Origin of the sequence: Mycolicibacterium septicum DSM 44393, from assembly GCF_000455325.1 — a bacterium.
GTDB classification, from domain to species: Bacteria; Actinomycetota; Actinomycetes; order Mycobacteriales; family Mycobacteriaceae; genus Mycobacterium; species Mycobacterium septicum.
The window spans coordinates 44,149-65,773 of the sequence record NZ_HG322952.1; the positions used below are offsets into that span (position 1 = coordinate 44,149).

At 68.0% G+C, this 21,625-nt stretch carries 21 protein-coding genes and 2 pseudogenes; 6 read left to right on the forward strand and 17 right to left on the reverse strand.

Annotation, left to right across the window (positions count from 1 at the left end; translation table 11 throughout):
* Both TX88_RS20155 and TX88_RS20160 read right to left on the reverse strand, forming a co-directional pair.
* Positions 1-471: nitronate monooxygenase (locus tag TX88_RS20155; RefSeq protein ID WP_044519657.1), on the reverse strand; the 471-nt coding region annotated here is incomplete at its 3' end.
* Positions 471-995: a GNAT family N-acetyltransferase gene (locus TX88_RS20160; protein ID WP_044519658.1), complete on the reverse strand. Its 525-nt coding sequence runs from the start codon at positions 993-995 to the stop codon at positions 471-473. The genes TX88_RS20160 and TX88_RS20155, both read right to left, overlap by 1 nt.
* Positions 996-1,050: 55 nt before the next feature.
* Between TX88_RS20160 and TX88_RS20165 the strand changes: the two genes are divergently transcribed.
* A complete protein-coding gene (locus TX88_RS20165) occupies positions 1,051-1,434 on the forward strand; it encodes a VOC family protein (RefSeq protein ID WP_044519659.1) in 384 nt (127 codons plus the stop codon).
* Between the two features lie 9 nt (positions 1,435-1,443).
* On the opposite strand, the gene TX88_RS20170 is transcribed toward TX88_RS20165, so the two are convergent.
* From TX88_RS20170 to TX88_RS20195, 6 genes and pseudogenes are all read right to left on the reverse strand, one after another.
* Positions 1,444-1,914: an Rrf2 family transcriptional regulator gene (locus TX88_RS20170; protein WP_044519661.1), complete on the reverse strand. Its 471-nt coding sequence runs from the start codon at positions 1,912-1,914 to the stop codon at positions 1,444-1,446.
* 35 nt (positions 1,915-1,949) lie between these two features.
* Positions 1,950-2,546 (reverse strand): cysteine hydrolase family protein, encoded by a 597-nt coding sequence (locus TX88_RS20175; protein ID WP_044519663.1) that lies wholly within the window; start codon positions 2,544-2,546, stop codon positions 1,950-1,952.
* A 17-nt stretch (positions 2,547-2,563) separates the two neighbouring features.
* Positions 2,564-3,306, reverse strand: a pseudogene (locus tag TX88_RS20180) (3'(2'),5'-bisphosphate nucleotidase CysQ).
* Positions 3,303-5,147, reverse strand: coding sequence for a sulfate adenylyltransferase subunit CysN (gene cysC / locus TX88_RS20185; RefSeq protein WP_044519664.1), 1,845 nt, complete (start codon positions 5,145-5,147; stop codon positions 3,303-3,305). The pseudogene TX88_RS20180 and the gene cysC overlap by 4 nt, the downstream one beginning before the upstream one ends.
* On the reverse strand, positions 5,147-6,088 hold the full coding sequence (gene cysD, locus TX88_RS20190) for a sulfate adenylyltransferase subunit CysD (RefSeq protein WP_044519665.1): 942 nt from the start codon (positions 6,086-6,088) through the stop codon (positions 5,147-5,149). Before cysD ends, cysC begins: the two co-directional genes overlap by 1 nt.
* 93 nt (positions 6,089-6,181) lie before the next feature.
* Positions 6,182-7,516, reverse strand: a complete 1,335-nt coding sequence (locus TX88_RS20195; RefSeq protein ID WP_162563213.1) for an MFS transporter — start codon at positions 7,514-7,516, stop codon at positions 6,182-6,184.
* A 146-nt stretch (positions 7,517-7,662) separates the two neighbouring features.
* On the opposite strand from TX88_RS20195, the gene TX88_RS20200 reads away from it, so the two are divergent.
* Entirely contained in the window at positions 7,663-8,052 is a 390-nt protein-coding gene (locus TX88_RS20200) for a PaaI family thioesterase (RefSeq protein ID WP_044521437.1), read from the forward strand.
* A gap of 3 nt (positions 8,053-8,055) precedes the next feature.
* On the opposite strand, the gene TX88_RS20205 is transcribed toward TX88_RS20200, so the two are convergent.
* The 6 genes from TX88_RS20205 to TX88_RS20230 all read right to left on the reverse strand — a co-directional run bounded on the left by TX88_RS20205 (position 8,056) and on the right by TX88_RS20230 (position 16,144).
* Positions 8,056-8,547 (reverse strand): beta-class carbonic anhydrase, encoded by a 492-nt coding sequence (locus tag TX88_RS20205; RefSeq protein ID WP_044519667.1) that lies wholly within the window; start codon positions 8,545-8,547, stop codon positions 8,056-8,058.
* 125 nt (positions 8,548-8,672) lie between these two features.
* Positions 8,673-10,613, reverse strand: coding sequence for an ArnT family glycosyltransferase (locus TX88_RS20210; RefSeq protein ID WP_044519668.1), 1,941 nt, complete (start codon positions 10,611-10,613; stop codon positions 8,673-8,675).
* Entirely contained in the window at positions 10,610-11,896 is a 1,287-nt protein-coding gene (locus tag TX88_RS20215) for a bifunctional glycosyltransferase family 2/GtrA family protein (protein WP_044519669.1), read from the reverse strand. The genes TX88_RS20210 and TX88_RS20215 overlap by 4 nt, the downstream gene beginning before the upstream one ends.
* A 55-nt stretch (positions 11,897-11,951) precedes the next feature.
* Positions 11,952-13,703 carry a glycosyltransferase family 39 protein gene (locus TX88_RS20220; RefSeq protein ID WP_409365896.1) on the reverse strand — a complete coding sequence of 584 codons (1,752 nt, stop codon included), beginning with the start codon at positions 13,701-13,703 and terminating at the stop codon, positions 11,952-11,954.
* Positions 13,704-13,854: 151 nt separating this feature from the next.
* Positions 13,855-15,462 (reverse strand): sensor histidine kinase, encoded by a 1,608-nt coding sequence (locus TX88_RS20225; protein WP_044519670.1) that lies wholly within the window; start codon positions 15,460-15,462, stop codon positions 13,855-13,857.
* The gene (locus TX88_RS20230) at positions 15,440-16,144 is read right to left on the reverse strand and encodes a response regulator transcription factor (RefSeq protein ID WP_044521442.1); all 705 of its coding nucleotides are present in this window, start codon (positions 16,142-16,144) and stop codon (positions 15,440-15,442) included. The genes TX88_RS20225 and TX88_RS20230 overlap by 23 nt, the downstream gene beginning before the upstream one ends.
* Positions 16,145-16,322: 178 nt before the next feature.
* Between TX88_RS20230 and TX88_RS20235 the strand changes: the two genes are divergently transcribed.
* Positions 16,323-16,772: a hypothetical protein gene (locus tag TX88_RS20235; RefSeq protein WP_044519671.1), complete on the forward strand. Its 450-nt coding sequence runs from the start codon at positions 16,323-16,325 to the stop codon at positions 16,770-16,772.
* On the opposite strand, the gene TX88_RS20240 is transcribed toward TX88_RS20235, so the two are convergent.
* The 3 genes from TX88_RS20240 to TX88_RS20245 all read right to left on the reverse strand — a co-directional run bounded on the left by TX88_RS20240 (position 16,769) and on the right by TX88_RS20245 (position 17,670).
* On the reverse strand, positions 16,769-17,005 hold the full coding sequence (locus TX88_RS20240; protein WP_235732578.1) for a hypothetical protein: 237 nt from the start codon (positions 17,003-17,005) through the stop codon (positions 16,769-16,771). The genes TX88_RS20235 and TX88_RS20240 overlap by 4 nt on opposite strands.
* 75 nt (positions 17,006-17,080) lie before the next feature.
* Positions 17,081-17,350: a hypothetical protein gene (locus tag TX88_RS33425; protein ID WP_084622035.1), complete on the reverse strand. Its 270-nt coding sequence runs from the start codon at positions 17,348-17,350 to the stop codon at positions 17,081-17,083.
* A gap of 65 nt (positions 17,351-17,415) precedes the next feature.
* Positions 17,416-17,670: a hypothetical protein gene (locus tag TX88_RS20245; protein WP_044519672.1), complete on the reverse strand. Its 255-nt coding sequence runs from the start codon at positions 17,668-17,670 to the stop codon at positions 17,416-17,418.
* Positions 17,671-17,831: 161 nt separating this feature from the next.
* On the opposite strand from TX88_RS20245, the gene TX88_RS20250 reads away from it, so the two are divergent.
* The 3 genes and pseudogenes from TX88_RS20250 (at position 17,832) to TX88_RS20260 (ending at position 21,589) form a co-directional block, all read left to right on the forward strand.
* A complete protein-coding gene (locus tag TX88_RS20250; protein WP_044519674.1) occupies positions 17,832-18,809 on the forward strand; it encodes an oligopeptide ABC transporter permease OppB in 978 nt (325 codons plus the stop codon).
* Complete coding sequence (locus TX88_RS20255; RefSeq protein WP_044519675.1) at positions 18,806-19,747, forward strand: oligopeptide ABC transporter permease OppC; 942 nt, start codon at positions 18,806-18,808, stop codon at positions 19,745-19,747. The genes TX88_RS20250 and TX88_RS20255 overlap by 4 nt, the downstream gene beginning before the upstream one ends.
* Positions 19,744-21,589, forward strand: a pseudogene (locus tag TX88_RS20260) (ABC transporter ATP-binding protein). The gene TX88_RS20255 and the pseudogene TX88_RS20260 overlap by 4 nt, the downstream one beginning before the upstream one ends.
* Positions 21,590-21,625: the final 36 nt, after the last annotated feature.

The window sequence follows — 21,625 nt, forward strand, 5'->3', positions numbered from 1 at the left end:
AGCCTCGACCAGCGTCGTCACGGTCCCGACCGTGGTGATTCCGGCACCACGCAACCGGGCGATCTCCGCCTCGCCGGGCAATCCGAAGGTGAACGAGACCACCTCGGGCCGTAGATCGAATACCGCATCCAGCTTGGCGGCCCACGCATCGTCGTCGTAGCGCGGGTCACCCAGGGCCACACCGTAACGCTGCGCCTCACCGGCCAGTTGCGCGGCGTAGGCCTGGATCTGTTCTGGTGTACCCGCACTGGGTTGCGGCACAAAGAGATTCACGCCCAGCGGCTCGGTGGTCAGCTTGCGCGCCGCGGTGACTCTTTCGGCAAGTCCGTCGGCGGTCAGATAGCCGGCTGCGAGGAATCCCAGCCCGCCGGCGTTGCTTCCCGCCGCGGCCAGCTCCGGGGTCGAGGGGCCACCGGCCATCGGCGCCACGACCACCGGACGCCGCAGCCCGCGAATATCGAATGTGCCCATCACCGCACCGCCTTCCCGAACAACAGCACGTCCTGTGGTTCGTCACTGATATTGGGGAACATCGCGTACCGCGCGAGCCTTCCCTCCAGTGACAGACCACACCGCCGCAGCACCCCGGCAGAGCCGGCGTTGTCGGCATGGCAGTACGCCGTGACCCGGTACACCGTGGGATCGGACCGTAGATCGGCCAGCATCAACGAAACCGCTTCCGACATCAGGCCGCGCCCCCACCACTGCGGGGCCAGGCAGTAGCCGAGTTCCACCGCGTACGGCTGCGGGCGTCGCCGCGCGCACAGCCCGGCCACCTGGCCGTCGACTTCGACCAACCAGGTCTGCTCGTCACCGACGTTGAACAACGTCGTGATGACCCGGCGCGTTTCGGCCACCCCCGAATGGGGACACCAGGACAGATACCGCGTCACCTCGGGATCGGAGGCGATGCGGGCGTACAGGGCCTCGGCGTCCTCGACGACCGGCGGCCGCAGCCGCACCTGTGGCCCGGCCAGGATCTGGGTGTTGGGCATGGCCCCATCCTGCACCGTTGCCGGGGCTGCCAGTCCAGCGGTTTACTGGATTGATATGGCTATCACCTTCAACCACACCATCGTCGCCGCCAAGGATCGGCAGGTCTCGGCCGAGTTCTTCACCGAGTTGTTCGGCCTGCCCAGCCCGCAGGAGTTCGGCCCGTTTCTCGCCGTGACGATCAATCACGGAGTGAGTCTCGATTACGCCCAGGTCGGTGCCGACGAGGAAATCCGGCCGCAGCACTACGCATTCCTGGTGTCCGAGGACGAGTTCGACTCGATCTACGGCAAGATCCGCGACCGCGGTATGCAGCACTGGGCCGATCCGCACGGTCAGCACCCGGGCGAGATCAACCACAACGACGGCGGCCGCGGGGTCTACTTCCAGGACCCGTCCGGGCATTATCTGGAGATCATCACCCGCCCGTACGGGGGCTGACGACGGCGACTAGCGGTGTCCGCGCTTGTGTTCCTGATCGCGGTAGGCGTCGGCGAGCGTGTCGACATGACCGGGCAACGTGCCCGCCGCCACGTCGGCCAGGCTGGTCTCCTCCAGCACCGAGCGCATGCTGGCCCGAAGCGCACGCCAGACGTCGGTAAGTGCTGCCGTCGGACCGGAGTACGGCAGATCCCCCAGGCCGATGTCACGCACACTAGCCAGCGGTCCGTCGATGCAGCGCAGCACGTCGGCGATGCTGATCTCGCCCGCCGGACGGGCCAGCTCGTAGCCACCGTCGCGGCCTCGATGGCTGCGCACCAGACGGTCGGTCCGCAGGGCCGTGAGGATGTCGACGAGGAACTGCGCCGGAATGCCCTGCGCCTTGGCCAAGTCGTCGGTTTTGACCAGCTCGCCGTCCTCGACCGTGGCGAGCTGGACCATGGCGCGGACGGCATACTCCGCCTTCGCCGACATCCGCATGCTCAGGATTGTGCCAGCTCACTCATCGCCCGCGCCTAATCAGGGATCCCCGCGGCATCCGGCACGACGACGGCGAACAGGTCCGACATCGCGGCCAGGCTCGCCGACTGCATGACCGCGGCCGGCACGGGGGCGCTGTCAGGACCGGCCAGTGTGCGGGTGGCGGTGGCGGCGGCCACCACGGTCGGGGCATATCCGAGGTTGAAAGCGCCGCGCGCGGTGGAGTTGACGCACATGTGCGTCATGAATCCGGCCAGCACCAAGTTCGACGCGTTGAGGCCTTTCAGCCGATCGTCGAGATCGGTCTGCACGAACGAGTTGGGGAACTGCTTGACCACCACCGGTTCTCCCTCGCGCGGGGCCACCGACGCGACGATCGCACCGCTCTCACCGTCGATGTCATACAGCGAACCCGGGCCGTCGGAGTGCTGGATGTGAATGATCGGGATGCCGGCGCTGCGGGCCCGGTCGAGCAGTTGCGCCGTCTGTTCGAGGGCGGCCTGGACACCGTCGAGCTCCATGATTCCCTGGGTATAGGTGTTCTGACAGTCGATCAGAACCAGGGTGGAATCGGCGAGGCGGGCCGGTGCGGCGGGCAGGCTGGCCAGTTCGCGGAGTGTGGGGCGGCTCATCTGGCAAGCCTAGTGGCCTACCCCGCCGTGACGGCCAGTACCCGCTCGGCCAGCTCGGGCCGGCACACGATCAGGTCGGGCAGCGTCGGATCGGCCGAGTTGTAGACCAACCGCGATCCGTCGATGCGCGAGGTGTACAGGCCGGCCGCGCGGGCCACCGCGACGGGCGCGGCCGAATCCCACTCGTACTGGCCACCGGCATGCACGTACACATCGGCGACCCCGCGGATCACCGCGGCCACTTTGGCCCCGGCGAACCCATTTCAACCAGCGTTCCGCCCAGCGCCTCCCGCACCGCCAGCGCCACCGCGGGCGGTCGGGTGCGCGACACCACGACCCGGGGCGGGCCGTCGAAGGGCCGCGGTGCGGCCACGTCGGGCGTGGACAGCGTGGTGTTCTGCGCGGGCAGTGCGACCGCCCCCGCCACGAGTTCGCCCGCACTCCACAGGGCCACGTGCACGGCCCAGTCGTCGCGGCCGAGCTCGGAGAACTCCCGGGTGCCGTCGAGCGGGTCGACGATCCAGACCCGTTCGGCGCTCAGCCGTGCCGGGTCGGCCCGCTGATCGGCGGTCGCCTCCTCCGACAGCACCGAGTCACCGGGACGCAGTGCGGCCAGCTCGGCCATCAGGAAGTCGTGGGACTGCTTGTCGCCTGCGGCCTTTCGCTCGGCAGCCGGCGCATCGGCGTAGTCGGCGCGGACGTCGAGCAGCAGGTCCCCGGCCCTGGTGGCCAGCCGGGCAGCCAGTTCGTGATCGTTCACGACGGTAATTCCAACAGCTCGATCACCATGTCGGCCAGTTCAGCGGTGCTGTGGTCCGGCGTCAGACGCAGATCCGGGTTCTTCGGCCGCTGGTACGGGCTGTCGATACCGGTGAAGTGGGTGATCTCACCGGCCCGCGCCTTGGCGTACAGGCCCTTGGGGTCACGGCGTTCGCAGTCTTCCAGCGGGGTGTCGCAGAACACCTCGTAGAAGTCGACGCCGCCCTCGTTGGCCACCTTTCGCGCCAGCTCACGGTGCTCCTCCAGCGGGCTGATCGCGGGCACCAGCACGATCTGGCCGGAGTCGGCCAGCAGCGAGGCGACATGCGCCAGCCGGCGCAGGTTCTCGGCGCGGTCGGCCATCGAGAAGCCGAGGTCGGCGTTGAGACCGTGGCGCAGGTTGTCACCGTCCAGAACGTATGCCGGCACGCCCTTTTCGAGCAGCTTCTGCTCGACCAGCATCGCCACCGAGGACTTGCCCGAACCCGACAGGCCGGTGAACCACACGGTGCGCCCACGGCTGAGTCGATCGCCGGGGGTGACCAGCGATTCGTGCCGCACCGCATTGGGGCTCGCGGTCTCGTTGCGGATGTCGCGCAACACCATGCCGGCGCCGACGGTGCCGTTGGTGTTGGGATCGATCAGGATGAACGATCCGGTGGCCGCATTGCGGCTGTACTCGTCGAGCAGCAACGGGGCCTGCGTACGCAACGAGATACGGCCCAGCTCATTGAGTTTGAGCGCGCTCGCGGACTTGTCCCGATGCAGGGTGTTGACGTCGAGGCGGTAGTCCAGACCGGTGACCTTGACCCTGGTGGTGCGGGTCGTGTGCTTGATCAGGTACTCGCGCCCGGGCTCCAGCGACGACTCGTCGGCCATCCAACACACCGTGGCGTCGAAGTCCTGGGTGACGCGGGGCTGGTTGTTGGGCCGGGCGATCATGTCGCCGCGGGAGATGTCGATGTCGTCGGACAGGCTGATCGACACCGCCATCGGAGGGAACGCCTCGTCGACGACGCCGCTCGGGCCGTCGATCTGGGTGATGCGGGTGGGCTTTCCGGCCGGCAGCACGATCACGTCGTCACCGGGGCGCAGCACACCGCTGGCGACGGTGCCGGCGTAGCTGCGGTGGTCGGCGTGCTCATGGGTCTGTGGGCGGATGACGTACTGCACCGGGAAGCGCACGTCGACCAGGTTGCGGTCACCGGCGATGTAGACGTCTTCGAGGTGGCTCAGCAGCGACGGTCCCTCGTACCAGGGCGTCACATCGGATTTCGTCACCACGTTGTCGCCGTTGAGCGCCGACATCGGGATCGTCGTCACGTCGTGGACGTCCAATCGCGCTGCGAACGCATGGAACTCGTCGCGGATCGCCTCGAAGCGTTCCCGGTCCCAGTCGATCAGGTCCATCTTGTTCACGGCCAGCACGATGTGCTGGATGCCCAGCAGCGAGGCCAGGAACGCGTGCCGGCGGGACTGCTCGAGCAGACCGTGGCGCGCGTCGACCAGCACGATGACCAGCTGTGCGGTAGAGGCACCGGTCACCATGTTGCGGGTGTACTGGATGTGCCCCGGGGTGTCGGCGATGATGAATTTGCGCTTGGCCGTGGCGAAGTAGCGGTAGGCGACGTCGATCGTGATGCCCTGCTCACGCTCGGCACGCAGGCCGTCGGTGACCAGCGCCAGGTCGGTGTAGTCGTGGCCGCGCTCCTTGGAGGTGCGCTCGACGGCGGCCAGCTGATCCTCCATAACCGCCTTGGAGTCGAACAACAGCCGGCCGATCAGCGTGGACTTACCGTCGTCGACGGATCCCGCGGTGGCAATTCTCAGCAAAGTCGACATCAGAAGTACCCCTCGCGCTTGCGATCTTCCATTCCGGCCTCCGAGATCCGGTCATCGGCGCGGGTGGCGCCACGCTCGGTGAGCCGGGACACCGCGGTCTCGGCAATGACCTCCGAAACCGTTGCCGCCGTGGACTCCACGCAACCGGTGCAGGTGACGTCGCCGACGGTGCGGAACCGCACGGTCTTCTCGATCACCGGTTCGTCCTTGCGGGGCTGCATGTGCTTGTGCACCGCGAGCAGCATGCCGTCGCGCTCGAACACCTGGCGCTGATGCGCGTAGTAGATGGACGGCAGCTTGATCTTCTCGGCGCCGATGTAGGACCAGATGTCGAACTCGGTCCAGTTGGAGATCGGGAAGGCACGGATGTGCTCGCCCTTGTGGTGCCTGCCGTTGTACAGGTTCCACAGCTCGGGGCGCTGGGCCTTGGGGTCCCACTGGCCGAACTCGTCGCGGAAGGAGAACACCCGCTCCTTCGCGCGGGCCTTCTCCTCGTCGCGCCGGGCTCCACCGAAGGCGGCGTCGAACTTGTTCTCCCGGATGCCGCGCAGCAGTGTGACGGTCTGGATCGGGTTACGCGACGGGATGGTCTCCACGACGCGGCCGGCGTCGATGTCGTCCTGCACCTTGGCGACGACCAGACGCGCACCGTAGTGCTCGACGAGTTCGTCGCGAGCCTCGTAGACCTCGTCGAAGTTGTGACCCGTGTCGACGTGCATGACCGGGAACGGCAGCCGTCCGGGCGCGAACGCCTTGACCGCCAGGTGCAGCATGACGATCGAGTCCTTGCCGCCGGAGAACAGCAGCACGGGCTTCTCGAACTCGGCGGCCACCTCGCGGATGATGTGGATGGCCTCGGCCTCGAGGGACCGCAGGTGGCTCAGCTCATAATTACCTGAGCGGCCGGCTCGACCTGCTTCGGATTTCTGCGCGGTGGTCATCACTTCCCCATTAAGTTGGTAGGAATGGCCAGAATTGCAAGCATGGCCAGGAATCTATCGCCGGGCCGCCGCGGTGTCAATGGAGTCTGATGGTCAGGCCCGGTGCCCCGTGACGTGCGCGCCCGCCCGCCTGGGCAAGCGCACCGTTGCGACCAGCGTCAGCGCCAGCAACGCACCGAGGACCAGATAGGTCACCGGATACGAGGTGAGTTGGCTGAGCAGCAGCGCTGCCACTGCGACCCCGAGCCCGGCCGCCAGTTCCTGCACCGACGCATTGAGCGTGTTGGCATGCGTCAGCTCCTCTCCGTCGACGTCGGAGAAGGCCAGGCTGTTGTAGGCGGTGAAGCCGATCGACCTCAGCGCCCCGCTCAGATAGAGGATCACGGCCATCACCGCCACCGGCAGCCCTGGCTGCAACAGGGCCAGCAGGCCGAAGCACGCGACCGAGGCCAGCCCGTTGACCAGGAGCACGGTGCGGATGCCGAATCTGCGCATGAGCGGCGTGGTGGCCGGCTTGATGGTCAGGTTCCCGGCGAACAGTGCGGCCACCATGGCACCGGCGGCCAGCGGCGTCCAGCCGAACTCCAGCTGGAACTGCAGCGGCAGCAGAAACGGCACCGCGGTGATCACCAGGCGATACAGCGACCCGGCCACCACGGTGATGCGCAGCGTGTGCACCCGCAGCACCCGCAACTGCACCAGCGGGGCCGTCGCGGTGAGCAGCCGCCACACCGCGCCGGCGAGCAGCAGGACGGCTGCGACGCCGCACCCCGCGACCAACCCCCAATCGGTCCCCGACACCCGGATGTTCTCCAGGGCGATCAGAGCCGCAGCAATCCCCGAGCCCAGCGCCAGCAGACCCGGCCAATCCAGGGATCGGGTCGTGGGCTGCGGCTCACCGCGGACGAGTTTGAGCGCGAGAACAATTCCGATCACGCCGATCGGAATGTTCACCGCGAAGATCCATCGCCAGCTGCCCAGCGTCGCGATGGCCCCACCCAGCACCGGGGCCAACACCGGCGCGGTCAGCGCGGGCCAGGTCAACAAGGCGATGGCACGGACCAGGTCCGCCTTGCCGCTCTGCCGCAACACCGCCAGCCGGCCGACCGGCACCATCATGGCGCCGCCGACCCCCTGCAAGATCCGCATCAGCACCAGCATCGGTAGCGACGCGCTCACCGCGCAGCCGACCGAGGCCAGGGTGAACACCGCGATGGCCCCGATGAACACCCGTCGGGTGCCGAACCGGTCGGCCAGCCATCCGCTGGCCGGGATCAGCACCGCAACCGTCACCAGATAGGCCGAGATCGCCACATTGACGTCGATGGCCTCCACCCCGAACGACGCGGCGATCAGCGGGATGGCCGGCGCGATGATCGTGGCGTCGAGGATTTCCATGAACAGGCTGCCGGCCACCAGCAGCGCCATGCCCCGCGGGAACGCCGGGTTCTCGGGTCCGGACATCACACCGGCCCATGCCAGCCGGCGACCGCAGTGGTTACCCCGCAGGTAATTGAGACGCTGACCACCGGCGGCACACACTGGCGGCCATGAGTATCCAGACCGGCCCGGCCGTGATGGCGCAGTTCCTGCCCCAGTCGCCCTTTGTGGCCAAACTCGGGATCGTCGCCGAGACGCTGGAAGGCCCCGAAGTCCGGCTGCGGCTGCCGTGGGATCCCTCGAACATCACGATCGCCGACATGGTGCACGGCGGTGCGATCGCGGCATTGGCCGATGTCACGGTGATGGCCGCGGCCTGGGCGCAGGCCGAGGTTCCGGATTCGCTTCGCGGAGTGACGGTCTCGATGACCATCAGCTACCTGGCGCCGGCGCGGGCCACGGATCTGATCGGCCTCGGGCGGGTGCTGCGCCAGGGCAGGTCCCTGGTGAACTGCGACGTCGATATCGTCACGCCCGACGGCGAGGCGGTGGCCAAGGCCCTCGCGACGTACAAGGTGGGGTGAGCCTCACAGCGTGACCTCGTTGAGCTTGCCGGTGGCGACGTCGAAGATGAAGCCGCGCAACGATTCGTGCTTCGTGACGAACGGACTTGCCTCGATCCGCCGCAATGACTGGCGCACATCCTCTTCGAGGTCGATGAACGACTCGGCCGCCCAGTTCGGCTTGATACCGGTGTCGTCCTGGATCTGCTGTTTGAACCCGTCGTCGGTGAAAGTCAGCATGCCGCAGTCGGTGTGGTGGATCAGGATGATCTCCTTGGTCCCCAGAAGACGCTGACTGATGGCCAGCGACCGGATCTCGTCGTCGGTGATGACACCGCCCGCGTTGCGGATGACATGCGCCTCGCCGTCACCCAGACCGAGGATGCGATAGACGTCCAGCCTGGCGTCCATGCACGCCACCACCGCGACGTGCTTGCTCGGCGGCAGGGGCAACGGCCCGGTGAAGGTCGTGGCGTAGACCTCGTTGTTGGCCAGGTACTGGTCGGTGACAGACATGATTCGACGCTAGCCCCGCAACGGGTGGCCCCGCCAGCGGCAGAATCAGGCTGAGTCGATGGGTGCATGAACGAGCAACGGCCGTCCTGCCGGGGGGTTGCAGGACGGCCGTCGCGGTCAGATGGTCAGGTACGTGGTGCCGACAGGTCGTACACCGGGACGTCACCCACCATGGTCTTGGTGAAGTTGGCCTTGACCCAATCGGTGATCTGGGCGGCGCTGCCGTGCTCTTCGCGTGACGGACCGGGAGGCCCGCCACGGCCGCCCTCCTGGCGATCCAGGAAATACCGGACCTGTCCGTCGGACACATACTGCTGGAACTGCGCGAGTGTCGGCGAGTTGTCGCTGCCGGTGAACCCGCCGATCGCCATCAACGACTCCCCCGTCTTGAGTTCGAGGTCGCTGACCATCATCGATCCCACACTCGCTGCGGCCCAACGGCCGTCGGCACCCGCGATGAGCTCGGCCAGCGCCGGGTCGTCGGCCCGCCCGAAGCCAGGAGGCGGCCCGCCGGGTCCGCCCGGCCCGCCGAAGCCGTTGTCCCGCTTGGGTCCCGAGGTGGCGATCGGTCCACCGCTGTGACCGGCGGCCACCGTCTCGACGGTGTAGGCCGCGGTCGCACCCAACCCGAGGACCATGGCGGCCAGGGCAACCACCGCGGTCAGCTTGCCCGGGCGGTAGGCGACCACGACCAGGACAGCCGCGGTCAGCACCGAGCCGATCAGCACGATCCAGCGCAGCGCCGGCAGCCAGTCGGGTGTCCGGTTGAGCAGTACGAATGCCCACACCCCGGTGCCGGCCAGCATCACCGCGAGCACCAGCCGCGACGCCAGCCGTTCGCGTACCCGCCACAGTTCGGCGACGGAGATGCCCACCAGCGCCGCCACGGCAGGCGCCAGCGCCACCGTGTAGTACGGGTGGATGATCCCGTCCATGAAGCTGAACACCACGGCGGTGACCAGCATCCAGCCGCCCCACATCAGCAGGCCGGCCCGCAGCCCGGCTGTCCGCGCGGTACGCCGCGTCAGCCACAGCGCGGCCACCAGGCCGATCAGTGCGGCGGGCAGCAGCCACGATGCCTCGGTGCCCATGGACATCCCGAACATCCGGCCGATCCCGGGATCGCCGCCGAACATCAGGTTGGCGCCGCCGCCCGGCCCATGACCGGGTCCGCCGGGGCCAGGGCCGTGGCCCGGTCCCGGGCCTTCCTGTCCCATGATGCGCTGGAGGCCGTTGTAGCCGAATGCCAGCTGCAGCAGGCTGTTGTCGGTCGAGCCGGCGATGTACGGCCGGGAGTCCGCCGGCCACAGCGCCACCAGCGCGATGTACCAACCCGACGAGGCGATCATCGTCGCCGCGCCGATCAGCAAGGTGCCCAATCGTTTCCAGATGCTCACCGCGGGTGCGGCGACCAGGAACATCAAGGCCAGCCCCGGCACGACCAGGAACGCCTGCAGCATCTTGGTCAGGAAGGCGAAACCCAGCGCGCATCCCGCCAGTGCCACCCACCCCGCGCTGGCCCTGGCCGACACCGGCCCGACCGCGCGCACCATGAAGTAGGCCGCGAGCACCAACAGCAGCACTAGGAGTGCATCGGGATTGTTGTAGCGGAACATCGAGGCCGCCACCGGTGTCAACGCCAGCGCGACCCCGGCGATCAGTGCGGCGGCCGGACCGCTGGTCCGGCGCACCGTGGCGTAGAGCAGTGCCACCGCACCGACGCCCATCAGTGCCTGCGGCAGCAGCATGGTGAACTCGTTGAAGCCGAACAGCCGGCCTGACAACCCCATCGCCCACATCGCGGCGGGCGGCTTGTCCACCGTGATGGCGTTGCCGGCGTCCAGCGATCCGAACAGCCAGGCCTTCCAGGACTGGGTACCGGCCTGGGCCGCGGCGGCGTAGTAGCTGTTGGCCCACCCCGACGATCCCAGACCCCACAGGTAGAGCACCGCGGTGCCGGCCAGCAGAACCCAGTAGGAGGGCCGAACCCAGCGCGGGCTCAACGGCTTCGGCGATTCCGCGGGCTCTGCCGCGGCGCCTGGTGCCGTCTCGACGATGGCCGTCACAGTCCTGTCTCCCCGTCCGGCCCGGCGGCACGCTGTGTCCGCGAGGGATGGAATACCCATCCCCGCAACAACACGAAGCGCACCACGGTGGCCAGCAGGTTGGCTGCCACCAATACCGCGAGTTCGATGCCGCGGTGCGGCACGGGGGCCACGGCGTGCAAGAGTCCCAACGATCCGCTGGTGATCGTCAGCGCGATGGCGAACACCGTCAGGCCCTCGAGATGATGGCGGGTGATGTTGCCCGCCCCTGCGATACCGAACGTGAACCGCCGGTTGGCCGCGGTGTTTCCGATCGCGGTCACCAACAGGGCGATCAGGTTGGCGGCCTGGGCGCCGACGCCGGCCCGCAGCGCCGTGAACAACAGTAGGTAGGCCAGGGTGGAGACGACGCCGACGGCGCCGAACCGCACCGCCTGGCGCAGCAGGGACCGCGGGGCAGCCGATTTCCGCGACGATCCGAGTTGCGCCGCGATGGTGTTCACCGGGATCGAGCCATTGGCGAATCCGCGGAGCAACCGGCCGATGCCCTTGAGATCGGCGGTGGCGGTGGCGACGATGTCGACCCGGCTGTCCGGATCGTCCACCCAGTCCACCGGTACCTCGTGAATGCGCAGGCCACTGCGCTCGGCCAGCACCAGCAGCTCGGTGTCGAAGAACCATCCGGTATCGGTGACATGCGGCAGCAGCCGGCGGGCGACGTCGGCGCGGATCGCCTTGAAACCGCACTGTGCATCCGAGAACCGCGCTGCCAGAGCCGACTTCAGGATGAGGTTGTAGCAGCGCGAGATGAATTCGCGCTTGGCACCACGGACCACCCGTGAGCCGCGGCCCAGCCGGGTACCGATGGCCAGATCGGAATGACCTGAGATCAGCGGCGCGACCAACGGTGCGAGCGCGGCCAGGTCGGTGGACATGTCCACGTCCATGTAGGCCAGCACCGGCGCGTCCGAGGTCGACCACACCGCGTGCAGGGCGCGTCCGCGGCCCTTCTCCTCCAGTCGCACCACCCGCACGCCGTCGAGTTCGGCAGCCAGCTCGGCGGCGATGCGCGGGGTGTCGTCGATGCTGGCGTTGTCGGCGATGGTGATGCGCACCGGCACAGCGAAGTTCTCTTCGAGGTAGCGGTGCAGCCGCCGCACCGAATGGGCAAGTGCGGCCTGCTCGTTGTACACCGGCACGACAACGTCGAGCACTGGAACCCCGGCCTCCCGGGCGGCCAGTGCGGCGTTCGGCCGGGACGCGAATTGGAATCGCTGCTCGGGGGCTTGGACCAAGGTTGTCATGACTTCATCGTTCTCCCGCGGCTTGTGATCTGAGTGGGGCGAAGCTATGCGCCTGCTATGTGTTCGTCGCACGTTGAGTCAGGTCGTAGATGGTGACGTCGTCGACGGCGATCGGGTTGTAGTGGGCCTGTACCCATTCCGCGATCTCGGTGGCCGCCTGGCTGCCGCTGGGGGTATGTCCGCCGAAGCCGCCCGCCATGATGTGGGACCGGATGAAGAAGTGGATCGCACCGTCGTCGACCAGCTGCTGGAACTCCTGAAGCCTCGGCGCCGGATCGGTGCCGTTGAAACCGCCGACGGCCATTACCGGTGCCCGGGTGGCCAATTGGTATCCGGCGGCGTTCGATGAACCCACCACGGCTGCCGCCCATTGGTAACGGTCGGCATCGGCGGCCAGGGTCGCGGTCAAGGTCGGCCCCGGTTCAGGAGCTCCGAACAGTCCGCCGAATCCTCCGCCGCGCGACGGGCCGACGGACGGTATCGCCCCGTTGTGCGGGCTCGCCGCAGTGGCGATCGAGTATGCGGCCGGGCCCGCCAGACAGGCGGCGATGGCCAGCGCCGTGGTCGCCCGCACCATCGGACGGTCCGACCGCGCGACCACGAGCAGGAGAACCGCCGCACCCACTCCGATCACCGCCACCGCTGCCCGCAGCCACGGATAGGGATCGTCGTTGCGGGCCAGCAGTACCGCCGCCAGGATCGCGGTGACCAGCACCCCGCCCGACATCGCCGTGGCGGCCCGGATATCGCCCCGGTACTGCCACAGCAGCGTGGCGCCGATCCCGATCACCGCGCCGATCGCAGGGGCGAGCGCCACGGTGTAGTAGGGATGCACGATGCCGTTCATGAAGCTGAACACCACGGCGGTGACCAACAGCCAACCGCCCCACAGGATCAGAGCGGCACGGGTCGGGTCGGTGCGGGCGGCCCGGCGGGTCAGGTAGAGGCCGGCTGCCAGGCAGATCAGGGCTGCCGGCAGCAGCCAGGCGATGTCGGCGCCCATCTGCGATCCGAACAACCGGCCCGGTCCCACATCGAAGTTGAGGTTGCCCAGACCGCCCGTTTCATCGCCGGTCAGTCGCCCCAAACCGTTGTAGCCCAACGCCAATTCGACGATGCTGTCGTTCTGCGAACCACCGATGTATGGTCGCGCCGAGCTCGGCCACAGCTCCACCAGCACCAGATACCAGCCACCGCTGAGGACCATGGCGGCCCCGGCCGTGACGACATCGAGCACACGCCGGCCCAGCGGACGGTCACCGGCGATCAGGGCCGCCCCGACGAAGGCGGGCAGCACCAGGAACGCCTGCAGCATCTTGGCCAGGAACCCGAAGCCGACCGCGGCTCCCGCGGCGGCGAACCACCAACGGCTGGCATCCTTTTCGATTCCGCGCTGAATGCAGTACGCCGCCGCGACGAGCAGCAGCACCAGGAGTGCGTCTGGGTTGTTGAACCGGAAGATCAACGCGGCCACCGGCGTCAGCGCCAGTACGGCGCCGGCCAACAGGCCGGACCATGGGCCGGCCGCCCGGCGCACCGCGGCGTAGAGCACCGCGACAGCACAGACCCCCATCAGCGCCTGCGGCACCAGCACGCTCCACGAGCTCAGCCCGAACAGGCGCACCGAGATGTCGATGACCCACAGTGCCGCGGGCGTCTTGTCCACGGTGATGGCGTTGCCCGCGTCGCTGGACCCGAAGAGCATCGCGGTCCAGTTCTCGGCCCCGGCCTGCGCCGCGGCCGAGTAGAACGCGTTCGCCCACCCACTGCTCGACAGGTTCCACAGGTAGAGAAGAGCGGTGCCCACCAGCAGGACGGCGAGCGTGAAGCGTTGGGCTACCGGGCCGGAGAGGTCGGGCTTCGTACGGGCAGGCCCCGAGGCGGCCGGCGTTGCCGTCTCCACCTCGGCAGCGGGATCTGCGGCAACCAGGGTCACCCCTACATCGTTGCCGCGGCCGCTAGGTATCCGATTGGTCCATCCTGTGTGTGCTCTGTGAGCTCGACCCTGGCAAGCGCACCACGAACGTGGTCGAACCCGCGGCACTGCTCACCTCGATGGTGCCGCCGTGCGCCTTGACCACCGCGGCGACGATCGCCAGGCCGAGCCCGGTGCTGCCCTCACGCCGTGACCGCGACGAATCGCCGCGGGCAAACCGTTCGAACACGTCGGGCAGCAGCGTCGCCGGTATGCCGGGGCCGTCGTCGGCCACGCTCAGCAGTACCGCGCTCCCGTCTTTGCCGTCCACGTTCAGCGACACCGTCACCGAGGTCCCCGTTGGAGTGTGGGTCCGGGCGTTGGCCAGCAGATTCGCCAGCACCTGATGAAGTCTGGCCTCATCGCCCTCGACCAGCACCGGGTCATCGGGCAGGTCCAGCGACCACTGGTGGTCCGGGCCTGCGATGTGCGCGTCGCTGACCGTGTCGACCACGAGCCGGGACAGGTCGACGCTGTCCCGCTCCAGCGGCCGCCCGGCGTCGAGGCGGGCCAGCAGCAGCATGTCCTCGACCAGCTGCGTCATCCGTGTCGTCTCGGACTCCACCCGGTTCATCGCGTGGGCCACATCGGGGGGCAGGTCGTCACGCTTGCGCTGGGCCAGCTCTGTGTAACCGCGGATCGCGGCCAGCGGCGTCCTCAACTCGTGGCTGGCGTCGGCGACGAACTGGCGCACCCGGGTCTCACTGGCGTGCCGGGCCGAGAGCGCACTGGCGATGCGGTCGAGCATCCGGTTCAGCGAGGTGCCGAGCTGACCGACCTCGGTGTGCGCGCTGGCCGGGTCCACCGGGACGATCGGCGTGGGCAGTTCCACCTCGCCACGGTCGAGTTCGAGATCGGCCACCTTTCGCGCCGCAGCCGAAACCCTTGACAGCGGGGCGAGTTGACGCCGGATGATGAGCGTGCCCGCAGTCGTCGCGGCGATCAGCGCGATGGCCGCCAGCACACAGAACATTCCGAGCACCCACAGCAGGGTGTCGTCGACGACGGCGGTCGGCAGGCCGGTCACGATGGTCTGGGGGCCGCCATGGCGCGAATGCAGGCCGATCAGCCGGTAACGGCCCAGTCCGTCGAGCTCGACGGTTTCGGGGATCCGGTTCGGCGGAATCTGGGAAAGCTGTTCGGCCGCAGCGCCGCTGACCTCGATCCGCTCCCCTTCGGCGGTGATCACGCCCGCGTCCACGGGCCGGTTCGGCGCCACCACGGCCCCGACCGTGCGCGCGGCCTGTCCCGGTGCGTTGAGGAATCCGGGGCCCGGCCCCTCCTCCGGGTCGAAGGGGAAGCGATGGTGACCGTGCATCCCCGGCGGCGGCGGGGATCCAGGTGGTGGAGGCGGTAGATCGAAGATGGCAGCGGAGCGCCGGCCCGCCTCGATCAGTTGATCGTCGAGCTGGTTCATCAGGAACCGTTGCAGCGCAAACTCTGTCGCCACCCCGATACTGGCGCACACCACGGCCAGGAGTGCCACCTGGGTGACCACCAGACGGGCGCGCAGCGACCAGGTCCGCGGTGACCACCACCGAGTGGCGCTTGCGGTCCCGGCCGTCACCTCAGCGCGCGGGCCGGAGGACATAACCCGCACCGCGCAGCGTGTGGATCATCGGTTCCCGTCCGCTGTCGATCTTCTTGCGCAGATACGAGACATACAGCTCGACGATGTTGGACCGGCCGCCGAAGTCGTAACTCCACACCCGGTCCAGGATCTGAGCCTTGCTCAACACCCGCTTGGCGTTGCGCATCATGAACCGCAGGAGTTCGAACTCGGTGGCGGTCAGCGTGATCGGGTCACCAGCGCGGGTCACCTCGTGACTGTCCTCGTCGAGCACCAGATCGCCGACGACGATCTTGGCGCCGCCGTCCTCGCTGGTCACCCCGGTGCGCCGGAGCAGCGCCCGCAACCGCAGCACCACTTCCTCCAGGCTGAACGGCTTGGTGACGTAGTCGTCGCCGCCCGCGGTGAGTCCGGCGATGCGGTCCTCGACCGAATCCTTGGCGGTCAGCAGCAGCAAGGGCAGGCCGGGGATCTGTTCGCGCAGCTTTCGCAGGACGTCCAGACCACTCATATCGGGCAGCATCACATCGAGGACGACCACATCCGGCGGGTTCTCCCGGGCCGCGGCGATCGCACTCGCGCCATCCCCCGCCGTCGCGATGTCCCAGCCCTCGTAGCGCAGCGCCATCGACACCAGTTCGGCCAGTACGGGCTCGTCGTCGACCACCAGGACCTGGATCGGGTTGCCGTCGGCACGCCGCATGACGGCGCGCCCGGACTCTGAATCGGTGCCGTTGGTGGTCATACTCACGCAGTCATTATTCGTCGCGCCAATAGGCCCACACTGTGTCCTGTCTATGCGCAAGCTGTGAAAGATCGCCATATCCCACGCTGAGGGGCTACACAGCCGACTCACAGACAACACCTGCACCGTGGACCGCATGAGCATCCGACATACGGCCGCTGCGCTGGGCATTGCCGCGGCGATTGCCGGACTCGGGGGCGCGGCGGTGTACGCCGCCACCGACAGCCAAGGCCCAGGGCACGGCGGGCCACCCAATGCCGAAGGCGGCCCGCCACCGTGGATGGACGGTCCACGCGATCAGCCCGCACCGGCCACGCTCCACAGCGAGGCCGTACTGGCCGACCGCGACGGCGGCGGCTACTCCACCGAACTGACCCAGACCGGCACGATCACCGAACTGACGCCAACCTCGGTCACGGTGCGCAGCAACGACGGGTTCACGCAGAGCTACGTTCTGCCCACCTCCGTCACGCCCTCGTTCGGCGTCGACGACCGGGTCCAGATCAAGGCCACCCGCACCGGACCGGCGTCGACCGCCGAGCCGACTGTCACCAGCATCGGCGAAGTGCCGAACCCCCGACGCTAGTTGCCGTAGCCGTCGGGCAGTTCGACCTTCACCGTGGGTTTCGCAAATGAGGTTTCCAGCTCAGCGGGAGCCGTTGTCTTCGTTACGGTTTCGCCGACGTTGACCGCCGGCACCGCCCCACTGCTCGGCGCCACGGCCATCGTCGCGCCGAATGCCCCCATCGTCACCAGTGCGATCGCTCCCACACCGGCCATCACGTACTTGGTCCGCTTGTTGCGTTCGTCTCCTGTCACACCGACCTGCCTACCGCGAACCGACTGGCGAGGAAACCGGCAGCCCGCCGGCCCCAGCGGCGAGATCAGCGGTGATCAGTGCGGTGTGGCAAACCCGGGCGGAGTCGTCGCCGAGACCGTCGGTGTGGCCTCGGACGTCTCAGGAGCACTCGGCGCAGTCGTCTCGGTGACGGTCTGCCCAGTGGTGATGGCAGGCGGTTCGACCCGCTGCTGGGCTCCGATGTGGCCGCCACCCATCCCTACACCGATCACGGCCGTGGCTAACCCGCCGAGGGCTCCGAGCCCGGCGGCGACGAACTTCAGATTTCGCTGATTGTTTCCCTGTGCGCTACTCAATGCGCTCACCTCCGCAGCCTCGTATAACCGCTGCGGCCGGAGGTGAAACCGTTACCCGGAGCCTCGCCCGGCGATCAATGCGTGACGGCGAACCCGGACGGCGGCGTGTAGCCCCTCATCGCAGGCACGGCCATCGAAACCTCGGGCGCGGTCGGAGGCGTCGTCTCGGTGCTGGTCTGGCCGACGTTCATGTGGGATCCGGACGCCAGCGCCGGAGAGCCGGCCCCGGTGCCGTCGGAGATGGCACCGATGACTCCCAGTCCCACCACTGCCGCGCCACCGGCTACCGCAGCGATCACTTTCACATTCTTGAGCCCGCTGACCTTCATGTATTTCAGTGAACCCCTGATTTCTATGCCAGGGCTGTGGCTCCACTGTCAGTTACCCACCGAGTGCGGGCGCGCCGAAGCATCACATCGCGCACTGACCGGATTCCGGTTCCCGGCTGCTCTACCCTGTCTGGCATGCAGCCGTGGGCAGGAACAACCGGATGACGCGCTTTCTGGCGCGCCGGCTGCTCAATTACATCGTGTTGCTGGCCCTGGCATCGTTCCTGACGTTCACGCTGACGTCTCTGAACTTCAAACCCCTCGACAGCCTCGAGCAGCGCAATCCACGGCCCCCGCAGTCCGCGATCGACGCCAAAGCCGCTGAACTCGGTCTCGACCAGCCCATCCCGCTGCGCTACGCGAACTGGGCCGCCGGCGCGGTCCGCGGCGACTTCGGCACCACCGTGACCGGACAGCCGGTGAGCGACGAGTTGTGGCGGCGCATCGGGGTGACGCTGCGGTTGCTCGTCATCGGCGCGATATCGGGCGCCGTGATCGGCGTGGTGGTCGGGGCCTGGGGCGCGATCCGCCAATACCGGCTGTCGGACCGCGTCATCACCGTGTTGTCCCTGCTGGTGATCAGCACGCCATCGTTCGTGATCGCCAACATGCTGATCCTGGCCGCGCTCAACGTGAACTCGATACTGGGCGTACAGATCTTCGAATACACGGGGGAAACCGCGCCGGTGCCCGTAGGCGGCGCCTGGGACCAGTTCGTCGACCGGCTACAGCACCTCGTGTTGCCGACGTTCACGCTGGCGCTGATGGCCATCGCCGGCTACAGCCGCTACCAGCGCAACGCGATGCTCGACGTGCTCGGCCAGGACTTCATCCGCACCGCGCGGGCCAAAGGGCTGACCCGGCGGCACGCCTTGTTCAAGCACGGGCTGCGGACCGCACTCATCCCGATGGCCACGCTGTTCGCCTACGGCGTGGCCGGGCTGGTCACCGGATCGGTGTTCGTCGAGAAGATCTTCGGCTGGCATGGCATGGGCGAATGGGTGGTACAGGGCATCGCCACCCAGGACACCAACATCATCGCGGCCATCACGGTGTTCACCGGCACCGTGATCCTGGTTGCCGGCCTGCTCTCCGACGTCATCTACGCGATGCTGGATCCGAGGGTGAGAGTCACATGACCCAGACCTCCGCCCCCACCGGTGATGCCGCCGCGGCCCGCTCGGGTCTGCACACCGAGGAGTTCGCCACCCGGCGCACCCTGGTGTTCCGGCGGTTCCTGCGCAACTGGCCCGCCGTTGTCTCACTGGCCCTGCTCGTGATCATGTTCGTGGCCTGCTACGCGCTGCCGTCCGTGCTGCCCTACAGCTATTCGGACCTCGACTACTACGCGTTGCAGGAGCCGCCGTCGGTCGACCACTGGTTCGGCACCAACGCACTCGGGCAGGACATCTTCGCCCAAACCTTGCGCGGCATGCAGAAATCCATGCTGATCGGTGTCTGCGTGGCTTTCATCTCGACCGTCATCGCCGCCACGGTCGGCTCGGTGGCCGGATACTTCGGCGGCTGGCGCGATCGCACGCTCATGTGGATCGTCGACGTGCTGCTGGTGGTACCCAGCTTCATCCTGATCGCGATCGTCACGCCGCGGCTGAGCCAGTCCGACCGGGTGTTCTGGCTGATCGTGCTGCTCTCGGCGTTCAGCTGGATGATCAGTTCGCGCATCGTGCGCGGGATGACCCTGAGCCTGCGGGAACGCGAATTCGTATTGGCTGCCCGCTATATGGGCGTCAGCAGCTGGCGCATCATCGTGCGCCACATCCTGCCCAACGTGGCATCCATCCTGATCATCGACACCGCACTCAACGTCGGAGTGGCGATCCTGTCCGAAACCGGTTTGAGCTACCTGGGATTCGGTATCCAAGCGCCCGACGTATCGCTGGGCACGCTGATCGCCGACGGCACCAAATCCGCCACCACGTTCCCCTGGGTGTTCCTGTTCCCGGCCGGGGTGCTGGTGCTGATCATCCTGTGCGCCAACCTGATCGGTGACGGCCTGCGGGACGCACTCGACCCGGGAAGCGGCCGGCTGCGCCGGCGGAAGAGGGCCCGCCGATGACCCGCCTCCTCGAAGTATCCGATCTGACGGTGGACTTCCCCACCGACACCGACGCGGTACACGCGGTGCGGGGCCTGAACTTTCACGTCGACGCCGGCGAGGTGGTCGCGCTCGTCGGCGAATCCGGTGCCGGGAAATCCGCCAGTGCCATGGCCGTGGTCGGGCTGCTGCCCGAATTCGCCGAGGTGTCCGGGTCGGTGCGGCTGCGCGGCGAGGAACTGGTCGGCTTGTCCGACGCCCAGATGTCACAGGTGCGGGGCAACACCATCGGCACGGTGTTCCAGGACCCGATGTCCGCCCTCACCCCGGTCTACACCGTGGGCGACCAGATCGCCGAGGCCCTCACCGTCCACAACCGCGACCTGGGCAGGCGCGCGGCCCGTACCCGGGCGGTCGAGCTGCTCGAGCTGGTGGGCATCGCCCAGCCCGAGCAGCGTGCCCGGGCCTTCCCGCACGAGTTGTCCGGCGGTGAACGCCAGCGGGTGGTCATCGCGATCGCCATCGCCAACGACCCCGATCTGCTGATCTGCGACGAGCCCACCACCGCCCTCGACGTCACGGTGCAGGCCCAGATTCTCGAAGTGCTCAAGACCGCGCGCGACGTCACCGGCGCCGGCGTGCTGATCATCACCCACGATCTCGGTGTGGTGGCCGAATTCGCCGACCGGGCCATGGTGATGTACGCCGGGCGGGCCGTCGAGGACGCCCCGGTGGCCCGGTTGTACGAGAAGGCCCGGATGCCCTACACCGTCGGCCTGCTCGGCTCGGTGCCACGGCTGGATGCCCCGCAGGGCACCCGCCTGGTGCCGATCCCCGGCGCACCACCGTCGCTCACCACGACGCCGCACGGTTGCCCGTTCGCCCCCGCGCTGCCCGCTGGCCATCGACGAATGCGAGGCCGCCGAACCCGAGCTGATCGAGTTGGCTCCGGGCCACGATGCCGCGTGTATCCGCACCGACCAGGTCAGCGGGCGCAGCGCCGCTGAGATCTACCAGGTGGCCGACACCGGCGCCGTCGCCCCCGAGGCCCAGCCCGCCGAGGCCGACGTGGTGCTGCGGGTGCGCAACCTGTCCAAGACCTACAAGCTGACCAAAGGGGTGGTGCTGCGCAGGCAGGTCGGTGAGGTCCGGGCCGTCGACGACGTCAGCTTCGACCTGCGCAGCGGCCGGACCCTCGGCATCGTCGGCGAGTCCGGGTCGGGCAAGTCCACCACCCTGCACCAGATCCTGAATCTGTCTGCCCCGCAATCGGGTTCGATCGAAGTACTCGGATCTGACGTGGCCACCCTGAACCGCAGGACCCGCCGCGCCCTGCGCACCGACCTTCAGGTGGTGTTCCAGGATCCGGTGGCGTCCCTGGACCCGCGGCTACCGGTATCGGATGTGTTGGCAGAGCCGTTGACCGCCAATGGTTTCGACAAACCGCGGATCGACGAACGGGTGGCCGAGCTGCTCGAGTTGGTGGGCCTGCGCCGCGCCGACGCCGGCCGCTACCCGGCCGAGTTCTCCGGCGGGCAGAAACAGCGCATCGGGATCGCCCGCGCCTTGGCTCTGCAGCCCAAGATCATCGCGCTCGACGAACCGGTCTCCGCGCTGGACGTCTCCATCCAGGCCGGGATCATCAACCTGCTGCTGGACCTGCAGGACCAGTTCGGCCTGGCCTACCTGTTCGTTTCCCACGATCTTTCGGTGGTCAAGCACCTGGCCCACGATGTCGCGGTGATGTACAAGGGCGCGGTCGTCGAACAGGGCTCCGGCGACGAGGTGTTCGCCAACCCACAGCACGCCTACACCCGCAAGTTGCTGGCCGCGGTTCCGCAACCAAAGCCGGTCAACGGTTAGGTATCGCCGCATCTATTGGTGTCGGCATCTAGCATC